Raw genomic sequence first — 13722 nt, forward strand, 5'->3', positions numbered from 1 at the left:
AAACCCCTCGCATGAGGGGTTTTGACGTTTACTGCTGCGGTGCCGCCGGTTCGGCTGGCGCTGCGGGTTCAGCCGGTTCCGGCATCCCCAGCGTCGGCATACCAAACATGCCGACGAAGTCTTCCAGCGGCATTTTGTCGCCGTTGAGCGTAACCTGACCATTGGTGTACTGCAGGCTGGTGGAGATGGTATTGTTTTCCACCTTCGTGATGCGGAACATCTGGCCCATCGCCGCCAGGCCTTTCACCTGCTGGTTCGCCAGTTTACCGGCGTCTTCGTCGCCGTAGCCTTCCAGCTTCGCAATCTGGGTCATAAACTCGGTTGCCATATCCATCGGGATAGTCAGCTTGCTGTCGAGGGACTTCACGCTGCGATCCACTTCCTGCGCCAGCGTCTGCGGTTCACCCGTTGCGGTTGCCGGATCTTTCAGGAACAGAGACAGGTTGAAGTTGGTTTCGCCTTTGCTGTTTTTCCAGCTCAGAGGTGCAACGGTGATCACCGGCTCGCCTTTCAGCAGGATCGGCAGGTTGTTGAACAGCACCGCCATCGCCTGCTGCTGATACGCTTCCGGGTTCTGTTGCAGGGCGGTATTGGTCAGCAACGCCTGGCTCTCTTTGCTGTATTTCTGGCTAAATTCATGCCACGCCTGGCCGTCGATATTGCCGATCTTCAGCGAGAGTTTGCCGGTGCCCAGATCCTGGTTCTGTACCTTCAGGCTTTTCAGCGAGTAGTCCAGCTGGGTGTTGATGCTTTTCCCGTCTTTGGAAACGTCGGATTTGCCGTTGACGTCCATGCCTTCCAGCACGGCCATCTCTTTACCTTCAATCGCGATAGCAATCTTATCAACGGAGAGCGTCTGATCGCCGATACGCTCTTTAAAATCGGTCATACGGCTGTTGCCGTCGGCCTTCAGCTTATTGAAGGTGAGCTGAACTTTTTGGTTGTATTCGTTTACGGCGTTGACCAGGCCGCTTTCCGCTTCACCCGTCAGGGAGAAGACATTGCCATCCCGATCCGCGTCGACTTTGAAATTGCCGCCGCTGAAGGCGACTTTCTCATTCTCTTTCTCATAGTTCAGCGCTTTTAGGGCAATATCGGAACTGGTATCACCGGAGTAGCTGATGCGGGTGTTAATGTCGAAAGGGGATTCATTCTTTGCCAGGTCAAACAACGGTTTAGTGACGTCGTTATTCACCAGCACGGTGTGAACTGATGCCATGGACGGTATCAGATTAAACGATTTCAACTGTGCCAGCGGGAGCGGACCGTGGCTGACCACTTCATCCAGCACCACGCTCTGGCCTGGCTTCAGCCAGCCGTTTTCATTACCGGCCACTGGCTTCACCACCAGCTGCATATGGCTGGTGAACACGCCGCGCTGATAGTTCTGATAGCTCAGTTCCAGACCTGCTTCCGGCGCGCTGCGCTTAATCTCTCCATTAGCCTGTGCCACCATCTCAGCCAGACGGCCTTCCAGCTGTTTCCCGGTAAACCAGGAGGCACCCGTCCAGACCACGCCTAACGCTACAATCACTCCAACCGCTACGACCGATTTTTTCATTGCGACTATCCCTAAAATGAAACCAGGCGGTAAAAACCGCCCGGAGATATTAAGCCTGCAACTAGCTTAGCAAGAGTTGTTAAAAAATTCAGTAAGTGCTTAAAGCTTATTGAAAACGCGCGCCAGGCGACCGGTGCCGCTTACGCTAACCGGAGACTCATTCGCTGCAACGAACGCTGACTCACCGGGCTTAAGTACCAGACGCTGTTCACCTTTGTGCAGCGTGGCTTCGCCTTCGACACAGAACAGGATTGCTGCACTCTCCTGCGCAATGGTGGTTTCGGTCGGGCTCAGGTCGTGCAGGGAGAAGGCAAAATCGTCCACCGGGATCGGGAAGTCCAGCTCTGCACCTGTTTTGACAGGCTGGGTGAGCAGCTCACCTGCCGGTTTTGCCACAAACTTCACGTTGGCAACCAGCTCAGGAATATCGATATATTTCGGCGTCAGGCCCGCGCGCAGCACGTTATCGGAGTTGGCCATCACCTCCAGCGCCACGCCCTGCAGGTAGGCGTGCGGGGTTTCCGCGAACAGGAACATCGCTTCGCCCGGGTTCAGTTTCACCACGTTCAGCAGCAGGGGAGAGAACAGGCCGCTGTCGTCCGGGTAGAACGCGGAAATCAGACGGATGGTTTCCCACGGTTCACCGTGCTGGCTGTCCAGCGTCGCTTTCAGCACCGCCAGCGCGTGAGATTTCTCTTCACCCTGCATATTCAGCAGGCTGGCAAACAGCTGGCTCAGCGCGTCGGCATTCGGGTTTTCAAGGAAGTGGGCGATAGCCTTGTTAGCACCCGCGACCGGTTGCAACAGGGAAACGATCTCGGAAAATTCGCGGAATGCGTTCATCGCCAGGAACGGGGTCAGCGCAAAGACCAGTTCCGGCTTGTGATTCGGATCTTTGTAGTTACGCTCGGCAGCATCTAACGGGATACCCGCCGCGTTCTCTTTCGCAAAGCCGATTTCAGAGGCTTTTTTGTTCGGGTGAACCTGGATGGAGAGCGGCTGGTCGGCACACAGGACTTTAAACAGGAACGGCAGTTCACCGAAGCGCTGAGCAACGTTGTCGCCCAACAGCGCGGATTTATCGGCGTCGATCACGTCACGCAGGCTGCGTACCTGGCCGCTGGCGTCTGCAATTTTTGAGCTGCTCTTCGGGTGTGCCCCCATCCACAGTTCTGCCATCGGCAGGTTGTTCGGGTTCGCGATACCGTAGAGATCCGTTAACGCAGTTTTACTTCCCCAGGCGTAGTTTTGCACTGAGTTAATGAGTTTTTGCATTATCAAGCCCTGATTCAATTGTGGAATTAACTTCGGGTATTAAAGCAATAAACCACATGGAAGTAACCTGTGGATGTAAAAAGTCGTACTAGTCTCAGTTTTTGTTAAAAAATTGTGTAGGATAAGCTGACTCGCTTTTAAGCCGGGCAGCGGAACATCTGCCCTGAATAAACAGACCGAAGCAGTAAGTGAGAGAACAATGTCGAATAAACCCTTCCATTATCAGGATCCTTTCCCCCTCAGTAAGGATCAGACCGAGTATTACCTGTTAACCCGCGATCACGTCTCCGTTTCTGAGTTTGAAGGTCAAGAGATCCTTAAGGTGGATCCGCAGGCGCTGACGCTGCTGGCGCAGCACGCTTTCCACGACGCCTCGTTTATGCTCCGTCCTGCGCACCAGCAGCAGGTTGCCGATATTCTGAGCGACCCGGAAGCCAGCGAGAACGATAAATACGTTGCCCTGCAGTTCCTGCGTAACTCCGATATCGCGGCGAAAGGCATTCTGCCAACCTGTCAGGACACCGGCACGGCGATTATCGTTGGTAAAAAAGGCCAGCGCGTCTGGACCGGCGGCGGTGATGAAGCGGCGCTGGCCCACGGTGTTTACAACACGTATACCGAAGATAACCTGCGCTACTCGCAAAACGCGGCGCTGGATATGTACAAAGAGGTCAACACCGGCACCAACCTGCCCGCACAGATAGATCTCTACAGCGTCGACGGTGATGAGTACAAATTCCTCTGCATCGCCAAAGGCGGCGGTTCGGCCAACAAAACCTATCTCTACCAGGAAACCAAAGCGCTGCTCACCCCGGGCAAGCTGAAGAACTACCTGGTCGAGAAAATGCGTACTCTCGGTACGGCTGCATGCCCGCCGTACCACATCGCGTTTGTGATTGGCGGTACCTCGGCTGAGAGCACGCTGAAAACCGTCAAACTGGCCTCAACCAAATACTATGACGGTCTGCCAACGGAAGGTAATGAACACGGCCAGGCATTCCGCGACGTGCAGCTTGAGCAGGAGCTACTGGAAGAAGCGCGTAACCTGGGGCTCGGCGCACAGTTTGGCGGTAAATACTTTGCTCACGACGTGCGCGTGATCCGTCTGCCGCGTCACGGTGCATCCTGCCCGGTCGGCATGGGCGTTTCCTGCTCTGCGGATCGCAACATCAAGGCGAAGATCAACCGCGAAGGCATCTGGATCGAAAAACTGGAAAACAACCCAGGCAAATACATCCCGGAAGAACTGCGTAAAGCGGGTGAGGGGGAAGCGGTTCGCGTTGACCTTAACCGTCCGATGAAAGAGATCCTGGCCCAGCTTTCTCAGTACCCGGTGTCGACTCGCCTCTCTCTGAACGGCACGATTATCGTCGGCCGTGACATTGCGCACGCGAAGCTGAAAGAGCGTCTGGATAACGGTGAAGGGCTGCCGCAGTACATTAAAGATCACCCGATTTACTACGCAGGACCGGCCAAAACGCCTGAAGGCTATGCTTCCGGCTCGTTAGGTCCTACCACGGCGGGCCGTATGGACTCCTACGTTGACCAGCTGCAGGCCAACGGCGGCAGCATGATCATGCTGGCAAAAGGCAACCGTAGCCAGCAGGTAACGGACGCATGCCATAAGCATGGCGGTTTCTACCTTGGCAGCATCGGCGGCCCGGCGGCGGTCCTTGCGCAGGGCAGTATCAAGAGCCTGGAATGCGTGGAATACCCGGAACTGGGTATGGAAGCCATCTGGAAAATTGAAGTGGAAGATTTCCCGGCGTTTATCCTGGTGGATGACAAAGGTAACGACTTCTTCAAGCAAATCCAGTCGTCCCAGTGTTCAGCGTGTGTGAAGTAAGTTAAAACCTTGTCGGGTGGCGTTAGCGCCACCCGACTCCAAGAAGAGCGCACAAAGCGCCATAACGTTTCTCAGAAGTCATCAATACTTATCTCTTAAGCATGTGAGCAATCCCGACAGTGTTATCAAGGAGAAAGTAATGACAACGGTACGCCATGAGAAAGACTCTATGGGCGCAATCGAGGTTCCGGCTGACAAGCTATGGGGCGCGCAAACCCAGCGTTCGCTGGAGCACTTCCGTATTTCGACCGAAAAAATGCCCGTCTCGCTGATTCAGGCGCTGGCACTCACCAAACGTGCAGCGGCAAAAGTAAACCAGGATTTAGGCCTGCTGGGCGCAGATAAAGCCACCGCGATCATTAATGCCGCCGACGAAGTGCTGGCCGGTAAACATCCCGACGAATTTCCCCTCGCCATCTGGCAAACCGGTTCCGGTACCCAAAGCAACATGAACATGAACGAAGTGCTGGCGAACCGGGCAAGTGAACTGCTGGGCGGCGTGCGCGGCATGGAGCGTAAGATCCACCCGAACGATGACGTTAACAAAAGCCAGAGTTCCAACGACGTCTTCCCGACGGCGATGCACGTAGCGGCGGTGATCGCGATCAGCGAGCAGCTTATTCCGCAGCTCAACGTGCTCAAAACCACGCTCAACGAGAAAGCGCAGGCCTTCCGCGACATCGTTAAAATTGGCCGTACTCACCTTCAGGACGCTACGCCACTGACGCTCGGTCAGGAGATTTCCGGCTGGGTGGCGATGCTGGAACATAACCTGAAGCATATCGAGAACAGTTTGCCCCATCTGGCGGAGCTGGCGCTCGGTGGCACGGCGGTCGGTACCGGGTTAAATACGCATCCTGAGTACGCGGTGCGCGTGGCGAAGGAGCTTGCGGCCATTACCGGACAGCCATTCGTCACGGCGCCCAATAAATTCGAAGCGCTGGCGACCTGCGATGCGCTGGTTCACACCCACGGCGCGCTGAAAGGTCTGGCGGCTTCGCTGATGAAAATTGCCAACGACGTCCGCTGGCTGGCCTCAGGGCCGCGCTGCGGTATCGGTGAAATCAGCATTCCGGAAAACGAGCCGGGCAGCTCTATCATGCCGGGTAAAGTCAACCCGACCCAGTGCGAAGCCATGACCATGCTCTGCTGTCAGGTGATGGGCAACGACGTGGCCGTTAACCTGGGCGGCGCGTCCGGCAACTTCGAGCTGAACGTCTATCGTCCTATGGTGATTCACAACGTGCTGCAATCTGTTCGTCTGCTGGCCGACGGGATGGAGAGCTTTAACGAGCATTGTGCGGTGGGCATAGAGCCAAACCGCGAGCGCATCAGCCAGCTGCTGAATGAGTCTCTGATGCTGGTCACCGCACTCAATACCCATATCGGCTACGACAAGGCCGCCGAGATCGCCAAAAAGGCGCACAAAGAGGGGCTAACGCTGAAAGCTGCCGCTCTGGCGCTGGGTTATCTAACGGAGGCGGAATTTGACGCCTGGGTTCGCCCGGAAGCGATGGTCGGCAGTCTGAAATAATCATCCCGCCACATACAGGTGCAGCCGCGGAATAATCAGCTGTAGCGGCTGCGCCTGAGGCCGATAACGGTGCTGAACATTTTCAGCGTCGTAATTCAGCAGCTCACCAATATCCGGCACGATGGCACCCTGATCGGCATCATAAAGCGCAATCAGCGGCGTCGGGCAGGCATATTGTACCTGTTTTTGCTGACCGGAATACCAGACGCGAGCGATAGGCTGCACCTTTACCGGACGCTTAATTTTGAGGCGCGTATCCGCCGGTAACGAGGCGATGCTGTGATACTCCTGCTCCAGACGCTCAATCCACTGTTCACGCGACCACGGTGCAACGGTACGCGGTGCCTTAAGACTTTTTTCCAGCTGCGCCAGCACCTCATCCCGGGTGAAGTTTTTAATGATGTGCTTATTCGCCCAGCCGAAGCGCAGCGTGGCGGGGTGACGCAGTACGGTCAGCGTGCGGTAGGCATTAAGGGTAATTAATCCCGGAAGCTGGCGGTGCACCCACTCAAACCGGGCGGCCGGAGCGAGGCCGGACTCTTCGGTCACTATCTTCTCAAACGTTGCTTTCAGGGCGTTGATATGCGCAATCTGGTTTTCCAGCGCCTCGCGCGTGGTGGCATCGGTTTGCAGGCAGATCACGCCCGGCAGGCGCACGGCCGCCTTGCTGCTGCGCTGTTCCGACTGCTGCTGAATAAAAAGGTGGCGGTAGTGCTTCAGGGCCAGCTCAAGCGCGGCGCCGCCGATATGCTGCTTCACCTCAATGGCGTCGAGCGGATCGTGCTCCGCGCCTTTGGCGATATCGGGCAGGGTAAAGACGCGCGCGGCCAGCAGGCGGCAGGTCTGTAAACGCGCGGTCAGCGTCAGCAATTCGTGTTCTATTTCGCGGAACGTGCTGTTCAGCCGTTCGATGAGATCGTAGGTTGCCATAAGCACTCTCATTAGTTACAACATACTTATCATATAGCACAGCACGCCGGGCCAGGCCAGCGTGCGGTTAAGGTCAGACAGGGACGGGAAGGGCGATGTTATGGTACACCGGCCAGTTAAAGCAGAAGCGTGCGCCGCCGAGTTCGCTCTCCTCACAATGCACCGTGCCGCCCATGGCCTGCGCGATAGAGTAAACAATGGCCAGCCCCAGTCCGCACCCGCCGGTGGCGCGATCGCGGCTGGGATCGAGGCGGACAAACGGTTCAAATACGGTTTCTCGTGCTTCCGGGGCAATTCCCGGTCCATCGTCTTCAACTGTCAGGCTTGCCTGGTTACCCTGCAAATCCAGTCCAATCTGTAGCGTACTTTCGCTGTAGCGCATGGCGTTGTTCAGCAGGTTATCAAGCACGCGCTCCATCAGCCGCATATCGAGCGCGCCGTAATCGCCGGGCGTGACGCGCGTCAACAGCGTGCGTTGCGGGTTCACGCTCTGGACATCATCAATATGGGTTTGCAGCCAGGCGGGCAGATCTGGCGCACTGAGGTTCAGCTCGTTTTGTGGGCGGTCGAGGCGCGCGTAGGTGAGCAGCTCCTCAATCAGCGCTTCAAGCTGACCAATATCGCGGTTTAGCGCGAGTGACTCCGCTTCTGTCAGATTCTCGCTCATCTCCAGACGATAACGCAGGCGAACCAGTGGCGTGCGCAGCTCGTGGGCAATACCGTCGATTAGCTGTTTTTTACTGGCGATCAGGGCATTGATGTTATCGGCCATCTGGTTAAAGGCCACGCCCAGTCGTTCAAAGCTGGAACCGCTGTCGAAGTGAATGCGCTCGGTGAAATGCCCCTCGCCAAAACGCTGTGCGGCGGATTCCAGCTTCAGCATGTCCTGCCAGTGGGGACGCATCCAGATAAAGACCGGAAACGCGAGCGAAATGGCGATAAAGGCCATCAACGCCATGTCCAGCAGGCGCATCTGGTGAAGATAATAGAGATAAGGAACCGGCCCGACAGCCAGCACATAATGGCTGCGCGGAATACGCTGGATAAAGGTGTATTTCTCATCCAGCGCCACGATATCGCCATCGCGCAGGCGCTGCATTGCGGGCGGATCTAACTCGAAATCTTTTAATGGCTCGATGCGTAAATCAAATGACAGGTTCAGATCGAGTTCTTTGAGGGTGTTCGCCCAGTCGTGCGGCGGGATCTCTCTGAGTTCGCTCCGCATCAGATACAGCGAGCTTTTCATCAAATCGTCCAGCGACTGCCTGCCCGCACGTTCGGCGGTAAATTTATAGACCAGCCCGACCAGCATGGTCATGACCAGGAAGCAGACAAACAGTAAAAGATAAAACTGCACAAACAGCTTTTTCATTCCATCTCACCGGAAAAACGCAATAGGCAGAATATACATGAAAAACCTCACCTGTTTTCATGTCTGTGACGCCTCTTACATTGCATGCGCACTTCTTTTGACCTTGGCGATGAGTTTTTCCGTGACGGCCAGGCCTTCCGCAATGTGCGTATCAATCACATCCGTTCCGAAGTCCCTGATTAAGTCCAGGAGCATTTCGTAAGACTGAATCAGTTCCAGCAGGTCAAAGAGCGCTTTTAGGTCGGTACCTGAGGGGGAGGATTGCTTAAAGGTTAGCTGATTAACAATCCATTCAAGATTGGTTTTGATGGCTTCTACTTCATGGTAGCTATACATATTTCATAGGCTTAAATCCTCATTTCAAGATTTCATGGGAGGGAAGGTGCGGAACAGGTGTGAGCAGGTAGCGGGGCCGGTGCGGCCTGAAGAAGAGACAATTGAACTTTAATTATGGATTAGATAGCGTGCTTAGCAAGTATTTGTTGCGCAAACGGGTAATTAAACGCGAGAAAGAGAAGGCATCGCGGTGTAATGCCTTCATTTCGAGCATGTTTGGTTAGCCGGTGAGCGTAATCAGGTTTCCCAGGCTTGCGGGGCAAACAGATAACCTTTGTTACGCACGGTTTTAATGCGGTAGGGCTCGGTGGCATTATCCTGCAACTTTTTGCGCAGGCGCGAAATCGCAACGTCGACGCTGCGGTCCATGCCGTCATAGCTCACGCCACGCAGGTTTTTCAGCAGCGCGTCACGGTCCATGATTTGCCCGGCATGCGTTGCCAGTTCCCACAGCAGGTCAAAGTCGGCGGTGGAGAGGGCGATAAGCTCGCCGGAAAGCAGCACCTGGCGGTTGATCGGATCGATAGACAGCGTACCAAAACGCATCGCTTTGTGCGGCGTCAGAGAGGGGGCGGGCGATTCGCGTTCGACACTTGCGTGCTGGCGCAAATGCAGGCGCAGACGGGCAAGCAGAACGGCAGGCGGTGTGGTTTTCAGAATGTAATCGTTGGCACCCATCTCCAGCGACAGGATATGGTTCATATCGCTGTCCAGAGAGGTGAGCAACACGATAGGACCTTCCCAGCGGGCGCGCAGGTCGCGGCAGAGGGTCATGCCGTCTTTGCCAGGCAACATGATATCCAGCAGCACCAGGTCCGGGTTTTCACGGACGACCACCTCTTCGGCCCGATCGCCGCGAGGCTCAACAATGACGTCCATATCATGTTTGCCCAGATAGGCGGCGATCAACTGCCCGACTTCGGGTTCGTCTTCAACATAAACAATCTTATTCATACAACGTCTGTTTTCGTGAAAAAAGCCAACATACACCGCGGAACCTTAACCTTCCATTAATCTTTCAAAATTAACGCCGCTTCCGTTATTCTGGCTCATATTGTTATTTGATTGTTATAGGAAATAGTATGGGGCTGGTGATCAAAGCGGCGCTGGGAGCGCTGGTGGTGTTACTGATAGGCATTCTGGCAAAAACCAAAAACTACTATATTGCCGGGCTGATCCCGCTGTTCCCGACCTTTGCGCTTATTGCCCATTATATTGTGGCGTCTGAAAGGGGAACCGAGGCGCTACGCACCACCATTGTGTTTGGTATGTGGTCTATCATCCCCTATTTTCTCTACCTGCTTTCGTTATGGTATTTCACCGGTTTTCTACGGCTTCCCCTGGCGCTGGGCGGGGCAGTGGTTTGCTGGGGGCTCAGCGCCTGGGTGTTAATTTTCTTCTGGAGCCGCTTTCACTAGCGTAACGGGCGACCGCCGTCCACGGCAAAGGTTCTGCCGGTGACATAGCAACTGGTGAGCAGGTAATCCACAAGGTCGATCACCTCTTTCTCGCCTGGGGCTATTTTCATGAGCGACTTATTGAGCGCCTGCTGGCGATACTCCGCATCATCGTTTTCATTAAATAAAATCATCGCCGGAGCGATGGCATTCACCTTCACCTCAGGCGCGAGCTTGCGGGCGAACGAACGCGTCATGTTATCCAGCGCGGCTTTACTGGCCGCATAGGCGATGTGCTTGTCGCTGCCGCGTTCCACTACATAGTCGGTGAAGTGAATAATGTCCCCCGCAGCATGACCATGGCCACGCAGCAGATCCTGCAGGGCGTGGTTAAGCAGATAAGGGGCATTGACGTGGATCTGCAGCATCGCGGAGAGCGTTTCGCTGAGTGACGTGCCGGGTTTCTCGGCCCGCCAGGCGCTGGCGTTATGGATCACGGCGCGCAACCCCGTGGTGGTGGCTTTCACTTTCTCCGCAAAGGCCAGAATGCCCTCATCAGTGGAAAAATCGGCCTGAATACAGACGGCTCCGGCTTTGCGCAAACCCTCAATTGACGGGTATTCCGTACGGTAACTGACAATGACCGGATGGCGAAGGTTGAGAAAATGATGGGCGAGGGCGAGGCCGATACGGCGGCCTCCACCCGTGATCAGTATTGGGCGAAGCGGTGTATTTCCCATCGTATTCTCCTTTACAGTTCAACAATGGGAAAGACGAGGGCTATCCCATTAACATCCAGGTTGCCGGAACGGCAGCAACCAGTAACAGTCCGATTAAGGCCATCTCACGCCGTCTCAGCGCGTTCTCCAGCTGATGCGTGCGGCGGGCGTAGATAAACACCAGCAGACCCGGCGCATACAGCACTACCGACAGCAGCAGATGCATAGGCCCGGAAGCATACAACAACCACAGACCGTAAATACAGGCCCCGATACCCACGATATAATGCGCCGGACGCGTGGCGATTTTTAACAAATACGCGCCCACTAAGAAATAGGGTACCAGAATCATCTCTGAGGCGATGGTCAGCAGGGTGTTATAGTCTGAACCTGTGAGCCAGATCAGCACCAGACAGACCTGAACGCTAATATTGGTCAGCCAGAGAGACGCTGAAGGGGCATTATTTTGGTTTTGACGGGCAAACAGGCGTGGAAACGCTTTGTGCGTCGCGGCCAGGAACGGCACTTCAGCCGCCATGATGGTCCAGCTCAGGTACGCGCCACAGACGGAGACGATCAATCCCGCGGCAATCACAACGTCACCCCACGGGCCAAGCATTTTCACCATCAGCCCGGCCATTGATGGGTTACGCATTTCGGCCAGTTCAGGACGCGCCACCACGCCCAGCGACAGCAGCGTGACCAGCAGATACACGCCCAGCGCCGCCAGGACGGCCAGCAGCGTGGCACGGCCCACATCACGTTTGTTACGCGCGCGGGCAGAGACCACGACTGCCCCCTCAACGCCGATGAATACCCACAGGGTGATCAGCATCGTGTTTTTCACCTGCTCCCAGACCGGAACGCCCAGCGCAATGCCGCTGAAATCAAGCGTAAACACATCAAGACGAAATGCAATAAAGGCCAGTACGATAAACAGGCCGAGCGGCACCAGTTTCGCCAGCGTTGCCACCAGGTTGATGCTGGCGGCGGTCTGGACGCCGCGCAAAATCAGCCAGTGAACTACCCAGAGCAGCACCGAGGCACCGACAATTGACTGCCAGGTATTGCCGTCACCAAACAGACGCAGTTCAGGCGTATCGGTAAAGAAGCTGAGCGCTGAGAAAACGATCACCAGATAGGAGACGTTGGCGATCACCGCGCACAGCCAGTAGCCCCAGGCGGAGCAGAAGCCGATCAGCTCGCCAAATCCTTCACGCGCATAGGTGAAAATACCGCCGTCCAGATCGGGGCGAATGCGGGTGAGCAGCAGCATGGCGAACGCCAGCAGCAATATCCCGACGCCGGTAATCCCCCAGCCGATGAGTAACGCGGCGGGGCTTGCGACGGCAGCCATGTTCTGCGGTAAACTGAATACGCCCGCACCCAGCATTGAGCTTAAAACGAGTGCAGTCAGAGCACTCAGGCCAAGTTTCTTTTCCATTGGCTTCCTGTTATGAAAAGTCCCAATCCAGAATAATTATTTCGCTGCGGCGCATAAAAATGGTGGATTACACTAAGGCGCGGGATTTTACGGAGTGTCACGAAAGCATGCAATGATGTGTGGCAGAAATTCGAAAAAAGTAACAAAAAAAGGCGGCGTTGCGCCGCCTTTGGTCAATGATTTTGTTACTTGTACAGATCGGCGCTGATGGTCACGTTGTTACCACGTTCCTGCCACTGGCGGGTGATATGGTAATACTTCGCCCCTTTCTTCGCCGCACGCTTCGCGACCTGGTAAGAGACTTCCGTCATGTTGCCGTAGTTGCCGGTAAACTTGATGCTGTCGAACGGCACCATCTGTGCAGCAGTGGCTTTGTTCAGCTCTTCAATTTTGGTGCCGTCTGGCAGCGTCACGGAATAGCGGCCACCTTTCGTGGATTGCGTTTCAAAGAAACGGCCCACTTCAGCGCTTGGCGCAGCAGTCGTCGCTACGCCTGGAATTTCAACTTTCTTCGCTTCTTCGCCGCCTTTCGCTATCGCCGCGCGACCCGCTTCGGAGTCAGCAGGGATGGCATCCGGGCTCTGCAGAACGCGTTTCTTCGCATCTTCTTTATAGATGAATGCGGTAATACGCTGGTTGCCGCCCTGGTTAGCATCCACCTGGCGCACGATATAGAACGAGTAGGCCCCTTTCTCTTTCGCGGCTTTGGTGATGGCATCGTTCACTTCAGGCTGGCTGCGATAGAAGCCCTGAACGGTAACGGTGTCGTACGGTTCCAGCTCAATTGCCTGATCTTTTGGCAGCTCAACGATACCGTTAATCACACGGTTTTTCGGTGCGTCTGCTTTTGGCGCATTGTCTTTATACAGCGCAATGGTTACGCGCTGGTTGCCGCTGTTGCCATAATCAGACTGGTCAACAACGTAAAACGAGGCCGCCCCGTTTTTATCAGCGGCTTTTGATGCGGCGGCGACGGCATCGCCAATAGAATTATAACGACCCACAATGACCGTATGGTCAAAAGGTTTTAACGCTGCCGCTTGCTCTGGCGTTAACTCTGTTGCGGCATTCGCAGACAGGGCGGTCGCACAGAGAAGTGCGGACGCCAGGAGTGTGTTCTTAAGCTTCATAAAAATAATCCTTCGCCTTGCGCAAACCATGTACTGGTATTGTTGTTAATTTGAGACGGCCCCGATTATGGCATTTAAAACCCGTCGCTGTCTGCGCCATTTTTCACTGCCTGTGCTCACTGAATTAACGAATTCGATAACATTTAGTGATATGTTGAAAAAACAGGCGTTTGACAAG

Annotated in this window: 12 protein-coding genes; 3 read left to right on the plus strand and 9 right to left on the minus strand. The window is 55.2% G+C overall.

Annotated features, from left to right (window positions below; all coding sequences use genetic code 11):
• Positions 1-28 precede the first annotated feature (28 nt).
• Both ABFI50_RS18725 and manA read right to left on the minus strand, forming a co-directional pair.
• Positions 29-1561: a YdgA family protein gene (locus ABFI50_RS18725; protein ID WP_248082174.1), complete on the minus strand. Its 1533-nt coding sequence runs from the start codon at positions 1559-1561 to the stop codon at positions 29-31.
• 99 nt (positions 1562-1660) lie between these two features.
• Positions 1661-2836, minus strand: a complete 1176-nt coding sequence (manA, locus tag ABFI50_RS18730; protein ID WP_014883589.1) for a mannose-6-phosphate isomerase — start codon at positions 2834-2836, stop codon at positions 1661-1663.
• A 199-nt stretch (positions 2837-3035) separates the two neighbouring features.
• Between manA and fumA the strand changes: the two genes are divergently transcribed.
• Complete coding sequence (fumA, locus tag ABFI50_RS18735; RefSeq protein ID WP_014883590.1) at positions 3036-4682, plus strand: class I fumarate hydratase FumA; 1647 nt, start codon at positions 3036-3038, stop codon at positions 4680-4682.
• Positions 4683-4821: 139 nt separating this feature from the next.
• Entirely contained in the window at positions 4822-6216 is a 1395-nt protein-coding gene (gene fumC, locus ABFI50_RS18740) for a class II fumarate hydratase (RefSeq protein ID WP_347484789.1), read from the plus strand.
• On the opposite strand, the gene tus is transcribed toward fumC, so the two are convergent.
• From tus to rstA, 4 genes are all read right to left on the minus strand, one after another.
• On the minus strand, positions 6217-7146 hold the full coding sequence (gene tus / locus ABFI50_RS18745; protein WP_045282032.1) for a DNA replication terminus site-binding protein: 930 nt from the start codon (positions 7144-7146) through the stop codon (positions 6217-6219).
• Positions 7147-7219: 73 nt separating this feature from the next.
• Positions 7220-8518, minus strand: a complete 1299-nt coding sequence (gene rstB, locus ABFI50_RS18750) for a two-component system sensor histidine kinase RstB (RefSeq protein WP_014883593.1) — start codon at positions 8516-8518, stop codon at positions 7220-7222.
• Between the two features lie 75 nt (positions 8519-8593).
• The gene (locus tag ABFI50_RS18755; protein ID WP_014883594.1) at positions 8594-8854 is read right to left on the minus strand and encodes a hypothetical protein; all 261 of its coding nucleotides are present in this window, start codon (positions 8852-8854) and stop codon (positions 8594-8596) included.
• 237 nt (positions 8855-9091) lie between these two features.
• The gene (gene rstA, locus ABFI50_RS18760; protein ID WP_347484792.1) at positions 9092-9808 is read right to left on the minus strand and encodes a two-component system response regulator RstA; all 717 of its coding nucleotides are present in this window, start codon (positions 9806-9808) and stop codon (positions 9092-9094) included.
• Positions 9809-9936: 128 nt separating this feature from the next.
• Here rstA and ABFI50_RS18765 point away from each other — a divergent pair, with 128 nt between their 5' ends.
• Positions 9937-10272 carry a GlpM family protein gene (locus tag ABFI50_RS18765; protein ID WP_014883596.1) on the plus strand — a complete coding sequence of 112 codons (336 nt, stop codon included), beginning with the start codon at positions 9937-9939 and terminating at the stop codon, positions 10270-10272.
• On the opposite strand, the gene folM is transcribed toward ABFI50_RS18765, so the two are convergent.
• The 3 genes from folM to ydgH all read right to left on the minus strand — a co-directional run bounded on the left by folM (position 10269) and on the right by ydgH (position 13544).
• Complete coding sequence (folM, locus tag ABFI50_RS18770) at positions 10269-10991, minus strand: dihydromonapterin reductase (RefSeq protein ID WP_014883597.1); 723 nt, start codon at positions 10989-10991, stop codon at positions 10269-10271. The two genes, ABFI50_RS18765 and folM, sit on opposite strands and share 4 nt — an antisense overlap.
• A gap of 40 nt (positions 10992-11031) precedes the next feature.
• Positions 11032-12414 (minus strand): amino acid permease, encoded by a 1383-nt coding sequence (locus tag ABFI50_RS18775; RefSeq protein ID WP_023330267.1) that lies wholly within the window; start codon positions 12412-12414, stop codon positions 11032-11034.
• 185 nt (positions 12415-12599) lie between these two features.
• The gene (gene ydgH, locus ABFI50_RS18780; protein ID WP_014883599.1) at positions 12600-13544 is read right to left on the minus strand and encodes a DUF1471 family protein YdgH; all 945 of its coding nucleotides are present in this window, start codon (positions 13542-13544) and stop codon (positions 12600-12602) included.
• Positions 13545-13722: the final 178 nt, after the last annotated feature.

Origin of the sequence: Enterobacter sp. HNDS-6 (assembly GCF_039850505.1) — a bacterium.
GTDB lineage: Bacteria > Pseudomonadota > Gammaproteobacteria > Enterobacterales > Enterobacteriaceae > Enterobacter > Enterobacter kobei.